16 protein-coding genes are annotated in these 19,786 nt (G+C 68.9%); 10 read left to right on the top strand and 6 right to left on the bottom strand.

Features of this window, described 5'->3' with window-relative positions:
• The gene (locus DFS13_RS06160; RefSeq protein WP_006484916.1) at positions 1–936 is read right to left on the bottom strand and encodes a helix-turn-helix domain-containing protein; all 936 of its coding nucleotides are present in this window, start codon (positions 934–936) and stop codon (positions 1–3) included.
• Positions 937–1,070: 134 nt separating this feature from the next.
• Between DFS13_RS06160 and DFS13_RS06165 the strand changes: the two genes are divergently transcribed.
• Positions 1,071–1,961, top strand: coding sequence for a DMT family transporter (locus DFS13_RS06165; protein WP_006484958.1), 891 nt, complete (start codon positions 1,071–1,073; stop codon positions 1,959–1,961).
• Positions 1,962–2,094: 133 nt separating this feature from the next.
• Here DFS13_RS06165 and DFS13_RS06170 read toward each other — a convergent pair whose 3' ends face one another.
• On the bottom strand, positions 2,095–3,309 hold the full coding sequence (locus DFS13_RS06170; RefSeq protein WP_006484942.1) for an MFS transporter: 1,215 nt from the start codon (positions 3,307–3,309) through the stop codon (positions 2,095–2,097).
• A 335-nt stretch (positions 3,310–3,644) separates the two neighbouring features.
• On the opposite strand from DFS13_RS06170, the gene xdhA reads away from it, so the two are divergent.
• The 4 genes from xdhA to DFS13_RS06190 all read left to right on the top strand — a co-directional run bounded on the left by xdhA (position 3,645) and on the right by DFS13_RS06190 (position 8,864).
• Positions 3,645–5,222, top strand: a complete 1,578-nt coding sequence (gene xdhA / locus DFS13_RS06175; protein WP_111441476.1) for a xanthine dehydrogenase small subunit — start codon at positions 3,645–3,647, stop codon at positions 5,220–5,222.
• 18 nt (positions 5,223–5,240) lie between these two features.
• A complete protein-coding gene (gene xdhB, locus DFS13_RS06180; RefSeq protein WP_006484995.1) occupies positions 5,241–7,604 on the top strand; it encodes a xanthine dehydrogenase molybdopterin binding subunit in 2,364 nt (787 codons plus the stop codon).
• Between the two features lie 87 nt (positions 7,605–7,691).
• Positions 7,692–8,360 (top strand): xanthine dehydrogenase accessory protein XdhC, encoded by a 669-nt coding sequence (xdhC, locus tag DFS13_RS06185; protein ID WP_048986317.1) that lies wholly within the window; start codon positions 7,692–7,694, stop codon positions 8,358–8,360.
• A 102-nt stretch (positions 8,361–8,462) separates the two neighbouring features.
• Entirely contained in the window at positions 8,463–8,864 is a 402-nt protein-coding gene (locus DFS13_RS06190) for a polyketide cyclase (protein ID WP_048986314.1), read from the top strand.
• Between the two features lie 45 nt (positions 8,865–8,909).
• Here the strand turns inward: DFS13_RS06190 and DFS13_RS06195 are convergent, their stop codons facing one another.
• The 3 genes from DFS13_RS06195 to DFS13_RS06205 all read right to left on the bottom strand — a co-directional run bounded on the left by DFS13_RS06195 (position 8,910) and on the right by DFS13_RS06205 (position 12,099).
• The gene (locus DFS13_RS06195; protein ID WP_006484931.1) at positions 8,910–9,854 is read right to left on the bottom strand and encodes a LysR family transcriptional regulator; all 945 of its coding nucleotides are present in this window, start codon (positions 9,852–9,854) and stop codon (positions 8,910–8,912) included.
• A gap of 69 nt (positions 9,855–9,923) precedes the next feature.
• Positions 9,924–10,562, bottom strand: a complete 639-nt coding sequence (locus DFS13_RS06200; RefSeq protein ID WP_006496694.1) for a DsbA family protein — start codon at positions 10,560–10,562, stop codon at positions 9,924–9,926.
• 94 nt (positions 10,563–10,656) lie between these two features.
• On the bottom strand, positions 10,657–12,099 hold the full coding sequence (locus tag DFS13_RS06205) for a TAXI family TRAP transporter solute-binding subunit (RefSeq protein WP_058902205.1): 1,443 nt from the start codon (positions 12,097–12,099) through the stop codon (positions 10,657–10,659).
• A 431-nt stretch (positions 12,100–12,530) separates the two neighbouring features.
• On the opposite strand from DFS13_RS06205, the gene DFS13_RS06210 reads away from it, so the two are divergent.
• The 5 genes from DFS13_RS06210 (at position 12,531) to DFS13_RS06240 (ending at position 18,855) form a co-directional block, all read left to right on the top strand.
• Complete coding sequence (locus tag DFS13_RS06210; protein ID WP_006489437.1) at positions 12,531–12,896, top strand: BON domain-containing protein; 366 nt, start codon at positions 12,531–12,533, stop codon at positions 12,894–12,896.
• Positions 12,897–13,031: 135 nt separating this feature from the next.
• Entirely contained in the window at positions 13,032–15,122 is a 2,091-nt protein-coding gene (locus tag DFS13_RS06215; protein WP_080324030.1) for a D-(-)-3-hydroxybutyrate oligomer hydrolase, read from the top strand.
• Between the two features lie 616 nt (positions 15,123–15,738).
• Positions 15,739–17,574 carry a S10 family peptidase gene (locus DFS13_RS06225; RefSeq protein WP_048986311.1) on the top strand — a complete coding sequence of 612 codons (1,836 nt, stop codon included), beginning with the start codon at positions 15,739–15,741 and terminating at the stop codon, positions 17,572–17,574.
• A gap of 253 nt (positions 17,575–17,827) precedes the next feature.
• Complete coding sequence (locus DFS13_RS06235) at positions 17,828–18,418, top strand: nucleotidyltransferase domain-containing protein (protein ID WP_034200938.1); 591 nt, start codon at positions 17,828–17,830, stop codon at positions 18,416–18,418.
• Positions 18,418–18,855, top strand: a complete 438-nt coding sequence (locus DFS13_RS06240; RefSeq protein WP_034200937.1) for a hypothetical protein — start codon at positions 18,418–18,420, stop codon at positions 18,853–18,855. Before DFS13_RS06235 ends, DFS13_RS06240 begins: the two co-directional genes overlap by 1 nt.
• Positions 18,856–18,944: 89 nt before the next feature.
• On the opposite strand, the gene DFS13_RS06245 is transcribed toward DFS13_RS06240, so the two are convergent.
• A complete protein-coding gene (locus DFS13_RS06245) occupies positions 18,945–19,733 on the bottom strand; it encodes a sulfite exporter TauE/SafE family protein (protein ID WP_043205476.1) in 789 nt (262 codons plus the stop codon).
• Positions 19,734–19,786: the final 53 nt, after the last annotated feature.

The following is a 19,786-nucleotide window of genomic DNA, read 5'->3' on the forward strand; positions in this document are numbered from 1 at the left end:
TCAGCGGCCCTGCATCGCGCGCCGGTACGTATTCGGCGTCGTGCCGTGCGCGTCGCGAAAGCGATGGCTGAAGTGGCCGGCGTTCGCGTAGCCGCAGGCGGCCGCGATCTGCGCGAGCGGCAGTGCCGTCGTGCGCAGCAGCTCGCGGGCGCGGGCGAGCCGTTGCTCGGCTACCCACGCGTGCGGCGCGCGGCCGAACGACAGCCGGAACATCCGCGAGAAATGGTATTCGGACAGCGCGGCGACCTCGGCGAGTTCGCCGAGCGTCAGCGGCTGCGTGAGATACGTGTCGATGTAGTCGCGCACGCGGCGGCGCACGGCCGGCGCGAGCCCGCCGCGGAACGACGTATCGGTGCGCGTCGTGCTCTGCCCGCGCAACAGCAGGCTCAGCACGTCGTGCGCGGTCTCGTTCACGCGCAGCCGCTCGTCGGCATCGTCCCAGCCCTCCAGCGCGAGCGAGCGCAGCAGCGCGGCGACCCGGGCATCCTCGAAGTAGGTGCGATCCGCGAGCTTCAGCTCGCGTGGCTCGCGATCGAGCTCGCGGATCGCGCGCTGCGTGAAGTGCTCGGGCAGGAAATACAGGTGGACGAAATGCATTTCGCCGCGCACCCACCAGCGCGATTCATGGTCGCCCGGCAGCGCGCACAGCAGGCTCGGCGCGCCGTAGCGCGGCACGCGCTGGCGCTCGGTCCGGTAGCCGCCGTCGAGATAGCACGACAGCGTGTGGTGGCCGGGCTGCTCGTAGACCGTCTCGCTTTCGTCGGTGATCCGCGTCCATTCGGCGATCGCGAGATGGTCGCCGAGCCACGCGAAGCGCTCGAGCGTCGCGTTGGCGTCGGCGAGCGTGCGGCAGACCGATTGCAGGCCGAACGGCAGATCGCCGCCGGCCAGGGCGGCGGCGCGGTCGATGGGCGGGGCGCAGAGGGAGAAACTCATGATGCGCCGAGTATAAGCGGGCGCGCGACGGCGCGTGCGGCGCGCCGAAAAAGACCGCAATTCCGGACAATCGGCACGCGCCGTGCGGCGGCATAGTCGGGATCCCGATTCACCCGATTTTCCGGATTGCCGCCATGAACCTGTCGCTTTATTTCGTCACCGTGCTGATCTGGGGCACCACCTGGATCGCGATCAAGTGGCAACTCGGCTCGGTGCCGCCGCCCGTATCGATCGCGTGGCGCTTCTGGCTCGCGGCCGCCGTGCTGTTCGCGCTGCTGCGCGTGATGCGCCGGCCGGCGCGCCCGCCGCGCGAAGCGTGGCGCTTTCTCGTCGCGCAGGGCTTCGCGCTGTTCTGCCTGAACTTCCTGTGTTTCTACTACGCGGAGCAGGTCGTGCCGAGCGGGCTCGTCGCGGTGATCTTCTCGACCGCGCCGCTGCTGAACTCGATCAACGGGCGGCTGTTCATGGGCCGCCCGCTGCGGCCGTCGGCGATCGCCGGCGCGCTGCTCGGCCTGACCGGCATCGCGTGCCTGTTCTGGCAGCAGATGGCTGGCCATCTCGACGACCACGCGACCTGGACGGGGCTCGCGATCGCGTTCGCCGGCACGATGTGCTTCTCGGCGGGCAACCTGCTGTCGAGCCGGATGCAGTCGATGGGGCTGCACCCGCTCGCGACCAACGGCTGGGCGATGCTGATCGGCGCGGCGATCCTGACCGTCGGCAGCGCGCTGGCCGGGATGCCGTTCACGCCGGACATGAGCCCGCGCTATCTCGGCGCGCTCGTGTACCTGGCCGTGCCGGGCTCGGTGATCGGCTTCACCGCATACCTGACCCTCGTCGGCCGGATCGGGCCGGAGCGCGCCGCGTACTGCACGGTGCTGTTCCCGATCGTCGCGCTGGCCGTATCGACGGTGTTCGAGGGCTACCAGTGGTCGCCGCTGGCGGTGATCGGGCTGCTGCTCGTGGTGGCCGGCAATCTCGTCGCGTTCGACCTCACGCGCCGGCTGTTTCTGCGCACGGCCTGATCGGGCCGCGCGGCCGCCGTACCCGGTCGACGGATGACGAAACGCCCGCATCGCGCGGGCGTTTTCTTTTGGCGCGGCGGCGGTGCGACGTTCGCGACCGGCCGCCGGGCTGCCAGGCACGGTGCCGGCGGGATCAGGCCGCCGCGCCGCTGCCCGCCACGCGCGCCTGCCGCTGGTACAGCATCATCGACAGCGCGACGCCCGCGGCGGCGGCCACCGCCGCGAACAGGAACACCTGCGGATAGCCGAACGCGCCCGCGACATAGCCGGCGAGCGGGCCGGTGATGCCGAGCGACAGGTCGAGGAACACCGAGTACGCGGACAGCGCCGCACCGCGGCTCGCGGGTGGCACGAGCGCGACGGCTTCGACGCCGAGCGCCGGGAAGATCAGCGCGAAGCCGAAGCCCGTGAGCGCCGCGCCGACGAGCGCGACGTGCGGCACCGGCGCGAGCCACAGCAGCACGAGGCCCGAGCATTCGAACGCGAACGACACGATCGCGACGCGGAAGCCGCCGTAGGTCTTGATCGTGTTCGCGAACAGCAGGCGCGCGCCGATGAACAGCGTGCCGAATACCGTCAGCGACAGTGCGGCGTTCGGCCAGTGGCGCGCCGCGTAGTACAGCGTGACGAAGGTGGCGATCGAGCCGAAGCCGGCCGACCCGAGCGCGAGGCCGAGGCCGTGCGGCAGCACGCGCGTGAACACGCTCGCGTACGACATCCGTTCGCCGTGCACGAGCGGCACCGGATCGATCAGGCGGGCGAGGTAGAAGCCGAGCGCGGCCAGCGCGATGACGATCACGCCGATCAGCGCCGGATTCAGCGTATGCGCGATCGCGACGCCGACCGGCGCGCCGAGCGCGAGCGCGCCGTAGGTCGCGATGCCGTTCCATGAGATCACCTTCGCGTTGTGCGCGACGCCGACCCGGCCGATGCCCCACAGGATCGCGCCGGTGCCGCACAGGCTTTCGCCGACGCCCAGCACGAGCCGGCTCGCGACCAGCAGCACGAGGCTCGCGACCGGCCAGTGCGCGAGCAGCAGCGCGACGAGCAGCAGCACGCCCGACACGCCGCAGCCGATCAGCCCGCGCAGCACCGTCTGCTTCGGCCCGAGCGTATCGGCGAGGCGCCCGGCGAGCGGCCGCGACGCGAGCGTCGCGAAGTACTGGACGCTGATCGCGCCGCCCGCGACGATCGCGGAAAAGCCGAGGTCGTCGTGGACGAAGCCCGGCAGCACCGCGAGCGGCAGGCCGATGGTCAGGTAGCAGATGAACGTGAAGCAGACGACGGACACGATTTGCAGCGTGACCGCGAGCCCGCTGCGCGGCGGTGTGGCGGAATCGGTTGACATGGGGTCGGAACGAATGGTGAAACGAACGGAAAACGGCGGAAAAGGGAATCGGGATTTTCCCATGGAACCGGTTTTCCCGCAGGTACCATTTAGTTAATCGAACCTTGTTCTGGCGGATCACGGACGGTCGCGGGCGACCAGGGCGGGCCCGGGCGCACCGTGCGACAAGGCTGTCGGCCGGCGCGGCGCGCATATCGCGGCAGTTATATGGGCCGCATGCGTGATGGGCTATGGGTTGCGGAATTTGACGGTGATAGCGTGCAAACTGTCAGAAAAACGTCGGTCGAGCGCTCCGCGCAGGCCGCCTTGCCCCCCATTTGAAGAACCATCGAGACATGAGTGAGCCGATCCGCTTCTACCATCGTCACGCGATCCGCGAAGTCAGCGGCGCGGACGTGACCCGCACCGTGCTGCAATACCTGCGCGAGGACGCGCATTGCACCGGCACCAAGGAAGGCTGCGCGGAAGGCGACTGCGGCGCGTGCACGGTCGTCGTCGGCGAGCTGACCGACGCCGGCGCGGTCGAGTTCAAGGCCGTCAACGCGTGCATCCAGTTCCTGCCGACACTCGACGGCAAGGCGCTGCTGACGGTCGAGGACCTGCGCCAGCCGGACGGCACGCTGCATCCGGTGCAGCAGGCGATGGTCGATTGCCACGGCTCGCAATGCGGGTTCTGCACGCCCGGCTTCGTGATGTCGATGTGGGCGCTGTACGAGAAGCACGGCCACGAAGGCTGCGGCAGCGCGTGCGCGAAGGCGAAGGACGTGCCGACGCGCACCGAGATCGCCGACGCGTTGACCGGCAACCTGTGCCGCTGCACCGGCTATCGTCCGATCGTCGATGCGGCGGTGCGGATGTTCGACGCGGCCGGCGAAGGTGCGACCGGCGAAGGTGCGTCGGCGCCGGTCGACACGGCCGCGCTGGCCCGCACGCTCGCGTCGCTCAAGCGCGACGACACGTTCGACTACACGACGGTCGACGGTGCACGCTTCACGGCGCCGCGCACGCTCGACGCGCTGGCCGCGCTGAAGGCCGAGCGTCCCGACGCGCGCATTCTCGCCGGCAGCACCGACATCGGCCTGTGGGTCACCAAGCAGATGCGCCGGCTCGACGACCTGATCTACGTCGGCCAGATCGCCGAACTGCAGCGGCTCGCGGAGCGTGGCGACTGGATCGAGATCGGCGCGGGCGTGACGGTCGAGAAGGCCTATGCGGCGCTGGCCGGCACGTATCCGGAGCTGACCGAGATGTGGAAGCGCTTCGCGTCGCTGCCGATCCGCAACGCGGGCACGATCGGCGGCAACGTCGCGAACGGCTCGCCGATCGGCGATTCGATGCCGGGACTGATCGCGCTCGGCGCGCGCGTGGTGCTGCGCGGCGGCGACACGGTGCGCGAGCTGCCGCTCGAGGCGCTCTACACGGGCTACCAGCAGAAGGACATGGCGCCGCACGAATTCGTCGTCGGCCTGAAGGTGCCGACCCGCACCGGCGCGCGCGAACAGCTGCAGTTCCGCACCTACAAGCTGTCGAAGCGCTTCGACTCCGACATCTCGGCCGTGTGCGCGGCATTCGCGTTCATCGCGGACGGCGACACGATCCGCGAGCCGCGCATCGCGTTCGGCGGGATGGCCGCGACGCCCAAGCGCGCGACCCACACGGAGGCGGTGCTCGACGGCGCGCAGTGGCACGAAGCCACCGCGCAGGCCGCGATGCAGGCGCTCGAGCGCGACTACCAGCCGCTGTCGGACATGCGCGCGACGAGCGGGTATCGGCTCGATACCGCGAAGAACCTGGTGTACCGGTTCTGGCTGGAGACGCGTCCGCACGACCCGCTGCCGCCGCAAGCCCTGAACGTGCGTGAAGTGGCCGCCGAAGCCGGCGCCGACGTTGCCGATGCATCGGCGCGCGTCTGAAGACGGAGAACACCGAACATGAACCAGCAAGCAGAACCGTTCCTGAGCACCCTCGACCCGCAAGCCGACGCCGCGCAGGTGCACGTGTCGCGCGCCCACGAATCCGCCCACCTGCACGTGAGCGGGCGCGCCACCTACACCGACGACATTCCGATCGTCGCCGGCACGCTGCACGCGGCGCTCGGGTTGTCGGCGAAGCCGCACGCGAAGATCGTGTCGATGAACTTCGACGCGGTGCGCGCGACGCCGGGCGTGGTCGCCGTGTTCACGGCCGACGACATTCCGGGCGTCAACGATTGCGGTCCGATCATCCACGACGATCCGGTGCTCGCGAAGGGCGTCGTGCAGTTCGTCGGCCAGCCGATGTTCATCGTCGTCGCGACGTCGCACGACATCGCGCGGCTCGCCGCGCGCCGTGCGCAGGTCGACTACGAGGAGCTGCCGGCGATCCTGACCGCGCAGGAAGCGCGCGCGGCCGAAACCTACGTGATCCCGCCGCTGAAGCTCGCACGCGGCGATGCGGCCGCGCGGCTCGCGGTCGCGCCGCACCGCGAGTCGGGCGAGATGCTGCTCGGCGGGCAGGAACAGTTCTATCTGGAAGGGCAGATCGCGTACGCGGTGCCGAAGGACGACGACGGCATGCACGTGTATTGCTCGACGCAGCACCCGAGCGAGATGCAGCACCTCGTCGCGCACGTGCTCGGCGTCGCGTCGCACAACGTGCTGGTCGAATGCCGCCGGATGGGCGGCGGGTTCGGCGGCAAGGAATCGCAGTCGGGCCTGTTCGCGTGCTGCGCGGCGCTCGCCGCGTGGAAGCTGCTGTGCCCGGTGAAGCTGCGCCCGGACCGCGACGACGACATGATGATCACCGGCAAGCGGCACGACTTCCATTACCGCTTCGACGTCGGCTACGACGACGACGGCCGCATCGACGGCGTCGCGCTCGACATGACGTCGCGCTGCGGCTTCTCGGCCGACCTGTCCGGCCCGGTGATGACGCGCGCGGTGTGCCACTTCGACAACGCGTACTGGCTCGGCGACGTCGACATCGCCGGCTACTGCGGCAGGACCAACACGCAGTCGAACACCGCGTTCCGCGGCTTCGGCGGCCCGCAGGGCGCGTTCGCGATCGAATACATCCTCGACGACATCGCGCGTTCGCTCGGCCGTGATCCGCTCGACGTGCGCTACGCGAACCTGTACGGCAAGACCGAACGCAACGTGACGCCGTACGGGCAGACGGTCGAGGACAACGTGCTGCAGGAGCTGCTCGGCGAACTCGAGACGACGAGCGACTACCGTGCGCGGCGCGCGGGCGTGCGCGCCTTCAACGCACGCAACACGGTGCTGAAGAAGGGCATCGCGCTCACGCCGGTGAAATTCGGCATCGCGTTCAACGTCACGCACTTCAACCAGGCCGGCGCGCTGGTGCACATCTACACCGACGGCTCGGTGCTCGTGAACCACGGCGGCACGGAGATGGGGCAGGGGCTCAACACGAAGGTCGCGCAGGTGGTCGCGCACGAGCTCGGCATCCGCTTCGGCCGGATCCGCGTGACGGCGACCGATACCAGCAAGGTCGCGAACACGTCCGCGACCGCCGCGTCGACCGGGTCGGACCTGAACGGCAAGGCCGCGCAGGATGCGGCGCGCCAGTTGCGCGAGCGGCTCGCGGTGTTCGCGGCGAAGCAGTTCGGCGACGGCAAGGTCGATGCGGCCGACGTGAAGTTCGGCAACGACGTGGTGTGGGTCGGCGGCCATGGCGTGCCGTTCGGCGAAGTGATCGCGAAGGCGTACCTCGCGCGCGTGCAGCTGTGGTCCGACGGCTTCTATGCGACGCCGAAGCTGTACTGGGACCAGTCGAAGCTGCAGGGCCGGCCGTTCTACTACTACTCGTACGGCGCGGCCGTGTCGGAAGTGGTGATCGACACGCTGACGGGCGAGATGCGCACGCTGCGCGTCGACGCGCTGCACGACGTGGGCGCGTCGCTGAACCCGGCGCTCGACATCGGCCAGGTCGAAGGCGCGTTCATCCAGGGGATGGGCTGGCTGACGACCGAGGAGCTGTGGTGGAACCAGGGCGGCAAGCTGATGACGCATGCGCCGTCGACGTACAAGATCCCGACGGTGAACGACACGCCGCCCGAGTTCAACGTGCGGCTGTTCCAGAACCGCAACGTCGAGGACAGCATCCACCGTTCGAAGGCCGTCGGCGAACCGCCGCTGCTGCTGCCGTTCTCGGTGTTCTTCGCGGTGCGCGACGCCGTGGCCGCGGTCGGCGACTACCGGGTGAACCCGCCGCTCGACGCGCCAGCCACCGGCGAGTCGATCCTGCGCGCGATCGGCGCGGTGCGGGCGGCGAGCGCCGCGCGGGCAGGCTGAGATGAACCGCCTCTCCGCGCTCGCTTCGTGCGCCGGCCCCGACGGGGCGGTGAGCCTCGTCGTCAGGCCGGCCCGGCGGAGGCCGGCATGAACGGGCCCGCTCGTTCGCCTCGTGCCGCGTCGCAGGCGCCCGCCGCCGGATGCGACGGCGCGTGTGGCGGCGCGCCGTCGTCGATGCAGCCGTTCGCGCAAGGCACCGGCCAGCGCAACCGCGCGACCGGCGCGCCGGCGCCGATGCACGTCGTGCTGTTCGGCGCGGGGCACGTCGGCCACGCGCTCGTCACGTTGCTCGGCGCGCTGCCGTGCGTCGTGCAGTGGGTCGACACGCGCGACGAGCTGTTCCCGGACGAATGTCCGCCGAACGTGCAGCCGGAGCCGACCGACACGCCGGAGGCCGTCGTCGACGCGGCGCCGCCCGGCGCGTACTTCCTCGTGATGACGCACAACCACGCGCTCGACTTCTCGCTCGCCGCGCAGATCATGCGGCGGCGCGACTATGCGTACTTCGGGATGATCGGCTCGCGCACCAAGCGCGTGAAGTTCGAGCGCCGGCTCGCCGCGCGCGGCGTCGATCCCGCGCGGCTCGTGGAGATGGTGTGCCCGATCGGCGTCGCGGGCATCGTCGACAAGGCGCCGGGCGCGATCGCGGTGGCCGTCTGCGCGGAGCTGCTGCAGGCCCGCTCGGGCATGCCGGTGGCCGCTGCGAAGGCAGTCGCGGCCGGGCGCGCGCGCGACGATGTGAGTTGCATGCGATAAGACGCCGACCCCGCGCGGCCGGCGCACGGCCGCGCGTTTTTGCCTACACTGCACGACAACGCGCGGCAGCGGGCCGCGCTTCATCTCACCGTGCACGCGCCCATGTCCGATCACTCCGTCTATCTCGACGCGCTCGACGCGAGCCTCGTCGCCATCGAGCGCTGGCTGTCCGGCGTCGATACCGCGCCGGCGGCGCTCGACGCGCTGCTCGCGGCGTTTTCCAGTGAATTCACGATGATCCTGACCGACGGCCGCGTGGTCGACCACGACGGCACGCGCGCGCTGTTCGCGAAGCTGGCGGGCGCGAAGCCGGGGCTGCGCATCACGCTGTCGGAGATCCGCGTGCTCGCGGCCGACGCAGCGCATGCGGTGCTCACCTATCTCGAAGCGCAGCACGCGGCAGCGGGCGAGCTGCCTGCGCGCCGCGCGACCGCCGTGCTCACGCGTGATGCGGCGGGCGTTGTGCGCTGGTCCCATCTGCAGGAAACCTTCTGCACGGCCTGAGCGACCGCGCTGCCTGACCAGCCGCGCTTCACGCCGGCCGCGGCGTCAGCGCTTGCGCGTGCGGACGACCGTCAGCTCGTCGGACACGCTCTGCATCAGCGCGCACAGCCACGCGATGTCGGTCGGCCGATCGGGTTGCGGGTGCGTGAGCAGGTAGCTCTTGATGCGCGGGAACGGCACGGGCGGCGTGGCGACGACGAGCGGCAGCAGTTGCGCATAGTGGGTCGCGAAGCGGCGCGTCGTCGTGAAGATCAGGTCCGACTGCAGCAGCACCTGCGGCACGATGCCGAAGTACGGCAGCGTCGTCACGATGCGCCGCGTGAGGCGCGCGCGTGCCAGGCCGATCTCGATCGCGTTGCGCTTGTCGCCGGTGTACGGCGTCGGCGCGACGTGCGCGGCCGACGCGTACGCTTCGCGTGTGAGCGGTGCGCGGGCGAGCGGATGCGCGTCGCGCATCAGGCACACGATCGTGTCGGAGAACAGGTCCTGGCGCGCGAACTGCGGGTCGGGCTTCGGCCAGTTGCCGATCACGAGATCGAGCGCGCCCGATTCGAGCGCGCCCGCGTGGTCGAGCGCGGGATTCAGCGAATCGATTTCCAGATGGGCATGCGGCGCCGCGTCGCGAAAACGCTCGATCAGCGTCGGCATGAAGAAATCGTTCAGGTAGTCGGGCGCGGCGACGCGGAACGTGCGCCGCGCGGACGACGGATCGAAGTCGCCGTGCGGCGTCGCGATGAAGTCGACCTCGCGCAGCGCGCGCGACGCGGCTTCGAGTAGCGATGCGCCGTATTCGGTCGGTACCATGCCCGACTTGCCGCGCACGAGGATCGGGTCGTTCAGCGTCTCGCGCAGCTTGCGCAGCGCGGTGCTGATCGCGGGCTGGGTCTGGTTCAGCCGCAGCGCGGCCTGCGTGACGCTGCGCTCGAGCAGCAGCGTGCGCAACACGCGCACGAGCCAGATGTCGAGCGAGGCGGTACGGTCGTCGTCCATTCGTGGAGGGTGATTCGGGTGACGCGTAACCTTACCGCAGCCGCGCGTTGCCGTGCGTGATACCGGCCATCACGCACGTCCCTTCGGCAGCGTGCTGATCCGCTTGACCTCGCGCGATTCGAGCCAGTTCGGCGTGCGTGCGCAGTACAGCACCATCGGCAGCGCGTCCTCGCCCCAGAACAATTGCTGGTTCATCCAGAACGTCGGCACGCCGAACACGCCGAGCGCGATCGCGTCGGCCGTGTTGCGCGACAGCTGCGCAGCGGTTTCCTCGAATTCGATCAGCTCGTCGCCGTGGCCGACGCCGACGCGTTCGCACAGCGCCGCGAAGCCTTCCGGCGTCGACGGATCGTTGCCTTCGCGCCAGATGAAACGGAACATTTCCAGCACGGTGACGATATCGGCGCGCAGCGCGATCGCGAGGCGCAGCACCTTGTCGGAATCGAACGGGTGCGCGGGCGGCATCTTGAAGCGGATGCCGAGCTGTTCCGCGCGGAACAGCGCGTGGCGGTACGTGAACACGCGCTTGGCCGGCACGTCGGCGCTCGAGCGCTGGCCCCAGTGGCGCTGCAGGTCGGGCAGCGACACGGCCACCGGGTCGAACGGCACGTCCGGCCATTTGTCGTGCTGCTCGAGCAGCAGATACGAGAACGGCGACACGAAGTCGAAGAACCAGGCGGGTTGGGCGGTATCGAGGCCGGTTGTCATGTCGTTCTCCAGAAGGTGGGGCGTGCGGCGCCTGGCGGCGGCCTCCATGTTACGCGGCGGCACGCGCATGCAGCAATGATCGCGGATCGTCCGCTCACGCGGAACCGGGAGTCGCCCGGGGGGCGTCGCCGGCCGGCGGCGCGGGGTCGGCGCGCCCCTGCGGCGCGCTGCCGGCGCCGGGCGGGCCCGCCGGCGCGTCCTGGTCGTGCGCGGTGAGCCGTTCGCGCACGAAGCCGATGTGCTCGCGCAGCACGTAGAACTGTCCGGCGTACGCGAGCGGCATCTTCATCCGGTTCACGGCTTCCTCGATGTCGTCGAGCTCGTCAAGCAGCTGGACGCGCTCCTCCGCCGTATGTTCGCCGAGCGCGCTGCGCTCGAGCGCGATCAGCGCGCCGTACCACCGGTAGATGCGCGAGCGCACGCGCCAGCCGTACAGCGACGGCACGAGCCGCAGCCCCGGGATCAGCACGACGATCAGCGGCACGACCACCACCAGCAGCCGGTCGACGAGGCTCGCGACCCAGAACGGCAGCCGCCGGTACAGGAAGGTCTTGCCCGACTTGTAGTAGCGCGCGGCATCGTCCGACAGCGGGAAGCCGCGCGTGACGGACGACGGGAATTCACCGGCATGCTGCAGGATCGTCGCGTGGCCGTGCACTTCGCGCGCGGCCTCGATCAGCAGGTCGGACAGCGCGGGGTGCAGCGAGTCGCGCGCGACGAGTTCGATCGTCGGCGCGACCGTGTGGATGTCGGCGGGCGGCAGGTTGCGGCCGAGGTCGTAGACGCCCATCGGCAGCGTGATCGCGGTCAGGTACGGAAAGCGCCGCGCATAGGCCTCGGCCTGCGTGAACGAATACACGTGCACGCCCGGCGCGCGGAACAGCTTCGCCATCACCGGGATCTGCGTCGAGTCGCCGGACAGGAAGGCCGCGTCGATCTTGCCGTCGAGCAGCGCGGTCGCGGCGTCTTCGCCGGCGGTCGGCAACAGCTCGGTCGGGCCGCCCGGCACGATGCCGTTCATCTTCAGCAGCGCGAGGCTCAGTTCGCGCGCGCCGCTGCCTTCCGCGCCGAGCGCGAGCCGCTTGCCCTTGAAGTCGGACAGGCGCGCGACGACCGGGCCGCGGTACATGATCGCGAGCGGCACGTAACCGATGCTGCCGAGCGACACGAGATGCTCGTCGCGCTCCTTCGGGCCGATGCCGCTCTGCACGAAACCGACGTCGACCGGCGCGTTCGGGTTCGACAGCCGCGCGAGGTTCTGCGCGGAACCTTCGGACGATTGAACGTCGAGCGTGACGCCGTTTTTTGCGAGGATCGCCTTGTATTTCTGCGCGGCGTTCCAGTACGTGCTGCCGGGCGGCCCGGACGAGATCACGAGCGTGGACGGCGGCGCCGGCTGGATCAGCTTGACCGCGAGCCAGACGGCCGCGCCGGCGAGCAGCACGGTCGGGCCGATCGACAGCGCGAGGTCGCGCCACGAGACGGCGACGAAGCGGGCGAGGATGCGGCGCGGCGGGCGAGGGCGGGCAGGCTTCATGGGATCGGCGGATGACGCTGGCGTGACGCATCGGTGACGGTCGTCGCGGGACGACGCGGATTCTCGCGGCGATGGTAACCGGTTTCCCCGCGCATGCGCGAGTCGGGCGGGCTCGCGCGGCTGCGCGGCGACGGCGGCGGGCGCCGCCGCGTCAAAAGCTTTGCGCTTCCGCGGGCGCTGGATTACATTGTGCGACGCAGCCGCGCCCGATTCGCGCGCGACCCGGCACGTGATGAGACCGGGCGCGTCCGGCCGGCGGCTGTCCGGCCCGGCCGGCCCGCTTTCGCGTGCGCCGGCCGCCGGCCCGTGACGCCTCTCTCGTATCGCCGTGGAAAACACCGGCTGTCCCGCCCGTTCGCGCGCGGGCCGGCTGTTTTTGGGGGTATCCGGCCGTACTGTGCACGGCCGTTCCGGAGTGATAAGGAGATAGCATGAAGTCGATCGTGTTGAGAGCGTTGGGCGTCGCCGCCGTGGCGGCCTGTCTGTCGGGCAGCGTGTATGCGCAGTCGAGCGACGCAGCGGCAACGGAAGCGCCGGCGGCCGCGACGAGCGCGCCGAAGGCCGCCGCGAAAACCGCGAAGAAGGCGAACCGCAAGCTCGGCTACGCGGTGCGCAAGGCCATTACGAAGGCCGGCGGCATCGACGTGGCGAACATCGTCGTGCGCTCGAAGGGCGGCGCGATCTCGCTGGAGGGCACGGTGCCCGACCAGGCACAGATCGACAAGGCGGAAGAGGCGGCCAAGAGCGTGAAGGGCGTGACGTCGGTCTCGAACAAGCTGACGGTGCAGCAGCAGTAACGCCGGGCGGCGGCGCGCGAGCGCCGCGCACGCCCGTTCCAGGCGGGCCCCGGCATGCCGGGGCCCGTTTGCGCTTCAGAGGCCGAAAGCCGCGCGACGCGGCGGCGGACCGATAACGATATCGAGAGGGCGGCGATGACGAAGCTCGGGTGGGGCAGGCGGGTGGTGTGGGGAGCGGCGCTGGCCGCGGTCGCGATGCTCGGCGCCTGCAACGGCGACGATTCGGCCGAGCGCAACCGGTTGCCCGGCTTCGTGGCCGGCAGCGTGCGCACGACGGCCTACGACGGCGCGAGCGACGACCTGCTGACGGCCGGCCTCGGCAAGACGGGCCTTGCCGCGGCGAGCGCGCCCGGCTTCGCGAACCCGGCGCGGCCGACCAGCGCGGAATTGCGCCGCCTCGCGATCTGGTCGAACTACCGCGCGCTCGTCGACATGAGCGCGAACGGCGGCTACGGCCGCTTCTGGGGGCCGAACGTCGACCTCGACGGCAATGATACGCTCGGCGAAGGCAAGATCGCCGGCACCGAATATCTCGCGTACGCCGATGATGGCAGCGGCACGAAGAACGTGACGCTGCTCGTGCAGGTACCCGCCCGCTTCGATCCCGCGCAGCCCTGCATCGTCACCGCGACGTCGTCCGGCTCGCGCGGCGTGTACGGCGCGATTTCCGCGGCCGGCGAGTGGGCGCTCAAGCGCGGCTGCGCGGTGGCCTACAACGACAAGGGCGGCGGCAACGGCGCGCACGAGCTCGGCTCCGACACCGTCACGCTGATCGACGGCACGCTCGCCAACGCGGTGCTGGCCGGCACCGCGAGCCTGTTTACCGCGAACGTGACGAGCGGCGATCTCGCCGCGTTCAACAGCCGTTTCCCGAACCGCTACGCGTTCAAGCACGCGCATTCGCAACAGAATCCCGAGCAGGACTGGGGGCGCGCGACGCTGCAGTCGGTCGAATTTGCGTACTGGGCGCTCAACGAGCAGTTCGGACCGGTGATCGACGGTACGCATCACGGCGTGCGTTATCGAGCGGGCGACATCACGACGATCGCCGCGTCGGTCAGCAACGGCGGCGGCGCGTCGCTCGCGGCGGCTGAGCAGGACAGCCGCGGCTGGATTACCGCGGTCGTGGTCGGCGAGCCGCAGATCAACGTGCGGATGGCGCCGAATGCGGTGGTCCGCGCGGGTGGCCAGCCGGTGCCGTCGTTCGGCCGGCCGCTGGCCGATTACGCGACGCTCGCGAACCTGCTGGAACCGTGCGCGGCCGCGTCGGCGTCGCTCGCCGGCGCACCGTATCTGAGCGCGCTGCCGGCCGCGACCACGCAGTCGATCCGCACGCAGCGCTGCGCGACGCTCGCCGCGGCCGGGCTGGTGGCGGGCGCCGACACGCAGAGCCAGGCGGCCGACGCGCTCGCGCAGCTCCACGCGGCCGGCTATCTGGCCGATTCCGACCTGCTGCAGGCGTCGATGTGGGATTCGCAGGCGATTCCCGCGATCGCGGTCACCTATGCGAACGCGTACACACGCTCGCGCGTCACCGACAACCTGTGCAACTTCAGCTTCGCGACGACGAACCCGGCGACGGGCGCGGTCGCGCCACCCGCCGCGTCGCCGATGCCGGCCGTGTTCGGCGCCGGCAACGGCGTGCCGCCGACGGCCGGCATCAATCTCGTGTTCAACAACGGCGCCGGCGTCGACCACCGGCTCGCGACGCCCGATGCGAGCTTCGCGGGCGCGCTGTGCCTGCGCCAGCTGTGGACCAACGGGATGCTCGGGATGCCCGCGAACGTCGATACAGTGCGCGTGAACGCGAACCTGCACGGCAAGCCGGCGATCATCGTGCAGGGCCGCAGCGACGCGCTCGTGCCGGTGAACCACGCGTCGCGCGCGTACGTCGCGCAGAACGGCATCAGCGAAGCCGGGCGCAGCCAGCTGGTGTTCTACGAGGTGACCAACGGCCAGCACTTCGACGCGTTCCTGTCGGTGCCGGGCTTCGACACGCGCTTCGTGCCGGTTCACTACTACAACGTGCAGGCGTTGAACCTGATGTGGCAGCACCTGAAGAACGGCGCGCCGCTGCCGCCGTCGCAGGTGATCCGCACGGTGCCGCGCGGCGGCACGCCGGGCGCCGCGCCCGCGCTGACGAGCGCGAACCTGCCGCCGATCTCGGCCGCGCCGGGCGCGAACGCGATTTCCGTCGGCGCCGGCACGATCGACGTGCCGCTCTGACGGCCGGGCCGTCGCGCCCCCTCCCGCCAGCCGGACAGCCGTCCGGCTTTTTTATCGACGTCGCCTGGAATCGGTCCCGTACCGCCTTCTATCCGAATGGCGAGCGCTGTAACAAATTATTACTTTACGGCGATAAATCCGGAACCTAATATGCGCCGATATTTTCACTTAATTTAATAAATTACTGATACGAGAATATTCCTTTCCGTTTAGTTAATCGATCCTTTCGGTTTTATTCAATCTGCTCGAGTCGCGATTGATCGCCGTTTCGCGATTAATCGGTGTCTCGCCGACGGGAATCGTTCGTCCGTTCGAAGTGAAGGTGCCCCGGTGGGCGGGCTTCACGGGGTGATTCTTTGTCATCGATTTCGTGCGCGTGCGAATTCGTGAAATGAATTCATATTGCCGCGAACCGTTGAATGGTCGTTTGCAATGGAATTGATTCCATTGTGCGGTTGCAAAAACATGGGTGGGGGTAAATCGTGCCGGTCGGTATGCGCCGATCCGGTAAAAAACTCGGAGTGCGTCGCATAACGAATGCATTCCTGGTGCGGAGCGTCGGCGCAAATGATCCTTTGCGACCGGCGGTATTTATCGTTCTGTTCGAGAGGCAATAATGACGACACGGAAGTCCTTGAAAGACGGTTTCGCGCTATTCGGAACGACCTTGAGCGTACCGCTCGCCGCCGCGGCGGCCGCGGCGCTGCTCGTCACGGGATGCGGCGGCGACGACGGGCCGAGCCCGAGCGCGGCGGCCGCCACCGCGGCCGCGACGTCCAGCGGCAGCACGTCGGCCACCGCCGACGCCACGACCGCCACCGCGGCCGACCAGCCGTACGTCGACACCGACGTGTACGGCACCGGGCCGAACGACGCGGTCACCGACTCGACGGAAGGCGCGGCGGTCGTGCACCGGCAGGTCGCGATCGGCGGCAAGACGATCAAGTACACGGCCACCACCGGCCACCTGACGACGATCGATCCGATCACGTCGGCGCCGAACGCGAAGATGTTCTACGTCGCGTACACGCAGGACAATCCGGACCCGTCGAAGCCGCGCCCGGTCACGTTCTTCTACAACGGCGGCCCCGGCTCGTCGTCGGTCTACCTGCTGCTCGGCTCGTACGGGCCGAAGCGCCTGCAGTCGTCGTTCCCCAACTTCACGCCGCCCGCGCCGTACAAGCTGCTCGACAACCCGGACAGCCTGCTCGACCGCACCGATCTCGTGTTCATCAACCCGGTCGGCACCGGTTACTCGACGGCGATCGCCCCGGCGAAGAACAAGGACTTCTGGGGCACCGACCAGGACGCGCGCTCGATCGACCGTTTCATCCAGCGCTACCTGACCAAGTATTCGCGCTGGAATTCGCCGAAGTTCCTGTACGGCGAGTCGTACGGCACCGCGCGTAGCGCGGTCGTGTCGTGGGTGCTGCACGAGGACGGCATCGACCTGAACGGGATCACGTTGCAGTCGTCGATCCTCGACTACGCGAACGCGCTGTCCGCGCCGGGCACGTTCCCGACGCTCGCGGCCGACGCGTTCTACTGGAAGAAGACGACGCTGAACCCGACGCCGACCGATCTCGACGCGTACATGGTCCAGGCCCGCAACTACGCGGACAACACGCTCGCGCCGCTCGCGCAGAAGCCGAACCCGCAGGACGGCGGCTTCGTGAACGTGCGGCTGAACCTGAAGCTCGCGACCGCGCAGCAGATGGGCGCGTACATCGGCACGGACCCGACGTCGCTGATCCAGACCTTCGGCAACCCGGCCGCGCTCGGCAACGTGCCGTCGTCGGACGACAACCCGCCGTACACGTTCTTCCTGACGCTCGTGCCGGGCACGCAGATCGGCCAGTACGACGGTCGCGCGAACTTCACGGGCAAGGGCATCGCGCCGTACATCCTGCCGAACTCCGGCAGCAACGATCCGTCGATCACGAACGTCGGCGGCGCGTACACGGTGCTGTGGAACAGCTACATCAACACCGACCTCAAGTACACGTCGACGTCGTCGTTCGTGGACCTGAACGACCAGGTCTTCAACAACTGGGACTTCAGCCATATCGACCCGACCGGCGCGAACAAGGGCGGTGGCAATACGCTGTACACGGCCGGCGACCTGGCGTCGACGATGAGCGTGAACCCGGACCTGAAGGTGCTGTCGGCGAACGGCTATTTCGACGCCGTCACGCCGTTCCACCAGACGGAGCTGACGCTCGCGCAGATGCCGCTCGATCCGACGCTCAAGGCGCAGAACCTGACGATCAAGAACTACCCGTCGGGCCACATGATCTACCTGAACGACGCGTCGCGGACCGCGCTGAAGGGCGATCTCGCCAGCTTCTACGACGGCATCCTCGCGAACCGCACCGCGCTGCAGCGCGTGCTGAAGCTGCAGGCGCGCACGCAGCAGTTGAAGCAGCAGAAACTGCAGCAGCAGGGGCAGTAAGCGCGGCGGGCGGCGGGTGGTGCCCGCCGCGACGCGACGAAAAAGTGCACTCGCGCAATGGGGGCCGGTGCTTCCGGTCTCGTGCGTTGGTGGCGTCGCTGTTGTTCCAGATGCCCCGTGAGTCATGGACTCCCGGGGCATCGGTTTTTGTGTTCGACGGGCGTCGCCCCGGAAGTTGCGGGTGATGGCACACTTAATCCTCGAAATAGGGATTTATATCCCTCTATTGAGGATTAGGTGAGAAATCCTCATAATGAGGACAGTCATCCCCGATCCAAGGATTTTTGTGGGCGTCGCCGACTTTCTCCTCACACCCGGTATGCAACGTGTGCTGGGTGCCACGTTGCTCGAACCCGACCGCTGCTTTACGCTGCAGGAATTGCTGCGTCTGGCAAGCAGTGGACACGGCAGCGCTCAAAAGCAGATAGACCGGCTGATTGAGGCCGGCGTACTCAAGGAGGACGCGCGCCGAGGCCGGCAGCGGAGCATCCGCGCAAATACGGACTTCGTCCTCTATCCGGAACTCGTCGAGATCGCGCGAAAGACGTTCGCTGTCGCGGAGCCGTTGAAGGACGCCTTGTTGCCTTTTGCCGGGCATATTTCCACGGCCTTCGTGTTTGGCTCGGTGGCCAAGGGTACCGACAGCAGCCGAAGCGACATCGACCTGATCGTCATCGGCGACGCCCAACTTCTCGAGCTATCCGAAGCCTTGCACGCGGCCGAGCATGATCTGCGGCGTCCCATCAACTTCTCGTTGTACGAACCTGCCGAATGGGCCGCGCTGGTCGATAGCGATCCCGTTATCGCGCAGATCGCCCAGGGCCCGACTTTGAGGATTCTGTGATGCCGCGTCCGACCGAATACGAAAACCTCGTCAAGACGAGAGCCTTCGAGGCGGTTGCGCCGACGCCCGGGGCAATCGCGGGCTTCCTGCGCAATGCGGAGGACTACAAGGCCACTGCCGACGAACTGGATCCCACCCGGCATTTGCAGGTATTTACCTTGGCCTACGAAGGCTACTTCCAGCTCGTACAGGCTGTTCTCGAGTTCTACGAGGTGAGGACCAAAGATGCCGGCCGCAATCTGGCTATCCAGCGCGTTTCTACCTCGTTGGGTGTGAGCCCCCCGGAATTCGCCTTCATCACGAAGGCCCACGAGCGACGCAACGGCACGTCGTACGTTTCGCCGTTTCCGCCGGTGTCGAAAGCCGAGGCCGCCACCATGCTGGGCATCCTGGCGAAATACCTGCCTATTGCACGTGCGCTGACCGGTATGTCGTGAAACCGCTTGGTCATCCGTCAAGACAGGCGACAGATGGTTGTGGGGGGTACCCACTGAGGCGGCGTTTTTCGGCAGGCGTGAGAGGCTGCTTACGCCAGCACGAGCCGCACGCCGACCGCGACGAGCGTCGCGGCGAGCAGGTTGCGCAGCAGCCGCTCGGGCGCGCGCGCCGACAGCAGGCTGCCGAGCACGATGCCGGGCAGCGAACCGAGCAGCAGCGACAGCAGCATCGACCAGTCGACCGAGCCGAGCAGCCAGTGGCCCATGCCCGCGACCAGCGTGAGCGGCACCGCATGCGCGATGTCGGAACCGACGATGCGGGTCGTCGCGAGCAGCGGATACAGCAGCAGGAGCACGGTCACGCCGATCGCGCCGGCGCCGACCGAGGTCATCGACACGAGCACGCCGAGCACGGCGCCCGTCAGCACGGTCGACCACAGCGTGCGTGCGGGGCTCGGCGCGAGCGGGTTGCGCGCGGCGAATGCCGTGAGCTGCGGCCGGAAGATCAACGCGAGCGACGTGAGCAGCAGCGCGACCCCGAGCACGAGCTGGATCATCCGCGCGGTGCCCGGCGTGTTCATCCCGTGCGTGTGCAGCCACCACAGCGTGAGCGCCGCGGCCGGCACGCTGCCCGCCGCGAGCCGGCCGGTGATGCGCCAGTCGATCGAGCCTTTCAGGCCGTGGACCAGCGTGCCGGTGGCCTTGGTCGCGGCCGCGTACAGCAGGTCGGTGCCGACCGCCGTCGCGGGGTGGACGCCGAACAGCAGCACGAGAATCGGCGTCATCAACGAACCGCCGCCGACGCCCGTCAGGCCGACGAGAATGCCGACGAACAGGCCGGACAGGGAGTACAGCAGATCGATATGGGGAAGCGACATCGGAAGCAGGCGGTTATGCGGCGTTCGGCGACGGCGCGCGGCCGCGGCGGCGC

It is taken from the genome of Burkholderia sp. 28_3, from assembly GCF_003253915.1.
GTDB lineage: Bacteria > Pseudomonadota > Gammaproteobacteria > Burkholderiales > Burkholderiaceae > Burkholderia > Burkholderia cenocepacia.

Bases quoted from the DNA above. Each gene is read 5' to 3' on its own strand.
- DFS13_RS06160 (WP_006484916.1), bottom strand. From the start codon at position 936: ATGAGTTTCTCCCTCTGCGCCCCGCCCATCGACCGCGCCGCCGCCCTG.
- DFS13_RS06165 (WP_006484958.1), top strand. From the start codon at position 1,071: ATGAACCTGTCGCTTTATTTCGTCACCGTGCTGATCTGGGGCACCACC.
- DFS13_RS06170 (WP_006484942.1), bottom strand. From the start codon at position 3,309: ATGTCAACCGATTCCGCCACACCGCCGCGCAGCGGGCTCGCGGTCACG.
- xdhA (WP_111441476.1), top strand. From the start codon at position 3,645: ATGAGTGAGCCGATCCGCTTCTACCATCGTCACGCGATCCGCGAAGTC.
- xdhB (WP_006484995.1), top strand. From the start codon at position 5,241: ATGAACCAGCAAGCAGAACCGTTCCTGAGCACCCTCGACCCGCAAGCC.
- xdhC (WP_048986317.1), top strand. From the start codon at position 7,692: ATGAACGGGCCCGCTCGTTCGCCTCGTGCCGCGTCGCAGGCGCCCGCC.
- DFS13_RS06190 (WP_048986314.1), top strand. From the start codon at position 8,463: ATGTCCGATCACTCCGTCTATCTCGACGCGCTCGACGCGAGCCTCGTC.
- DFS13_RS06195 (WP_006484931.1), bottom strand. From the start codon at position 9,854: ATGGACGACGACCGTACCGCCTCGCTCGACATCTGGCTCGTGCGCGTG.
- DFS13_RS06200 (WP_006496694.1), bottom strand. From the start codon at position 10,562: ATGACAACCGGCCTCGATACCGCCCAACCCGCCTGGTTCTTCGACTTC.
- DFS13_RS06205 (WP_058902205.1), bottom strand. From the start codon at position 12,099: ATGAAGCCTGCCCGCCCTCGCCCGCCGCGCCGCATCCTCGCCCGCTTC.
- DFS13_RS06210 (WP_006489437.1), top strand. From the start codon at position 12,531: ATGAAGTCGATCGTGTTGAGAGCGTTGGGCGTCGCCGCCGTGGCGGCC.
- DFS13_RS06215 (WP_080324030.1), top strand. From the start codon at position 13,032: ATGACGAAGCTCGGGTGGGGCAGGCGGGTGGTGTGGGGAGCGGCGCTG.
- DFS13_RS06225 (WP_048986311.1), top strand. From the start codon at position 15,739: ATGACGACACGGAAGTCCTTGAAAGACGGTTTCGCGCTATTCGGAACG.
- DFS13_RS06235 (WP_034200938.1), top strand. From the start codon at position 17,828: ATGAGGACAGTCATCCCCGATCCAAGGATTTTTGTGGGCGTCGCCGAC.
- DFS13_RS06240 (WP_034200937.1), top strand. From the start codon at position 18,418: ATGCCGCGTCCGACCGAATACGAAAACCTCGTCAAGACGAGAGCCTTC.
- DFS13_RS06245 (WP_043205476.1), bottom strand. From the start codon at position 19,733: ATGTCGCTTCCCCATATCGATCTGCTGTACTCCCTGTCCGGCCTGTTC.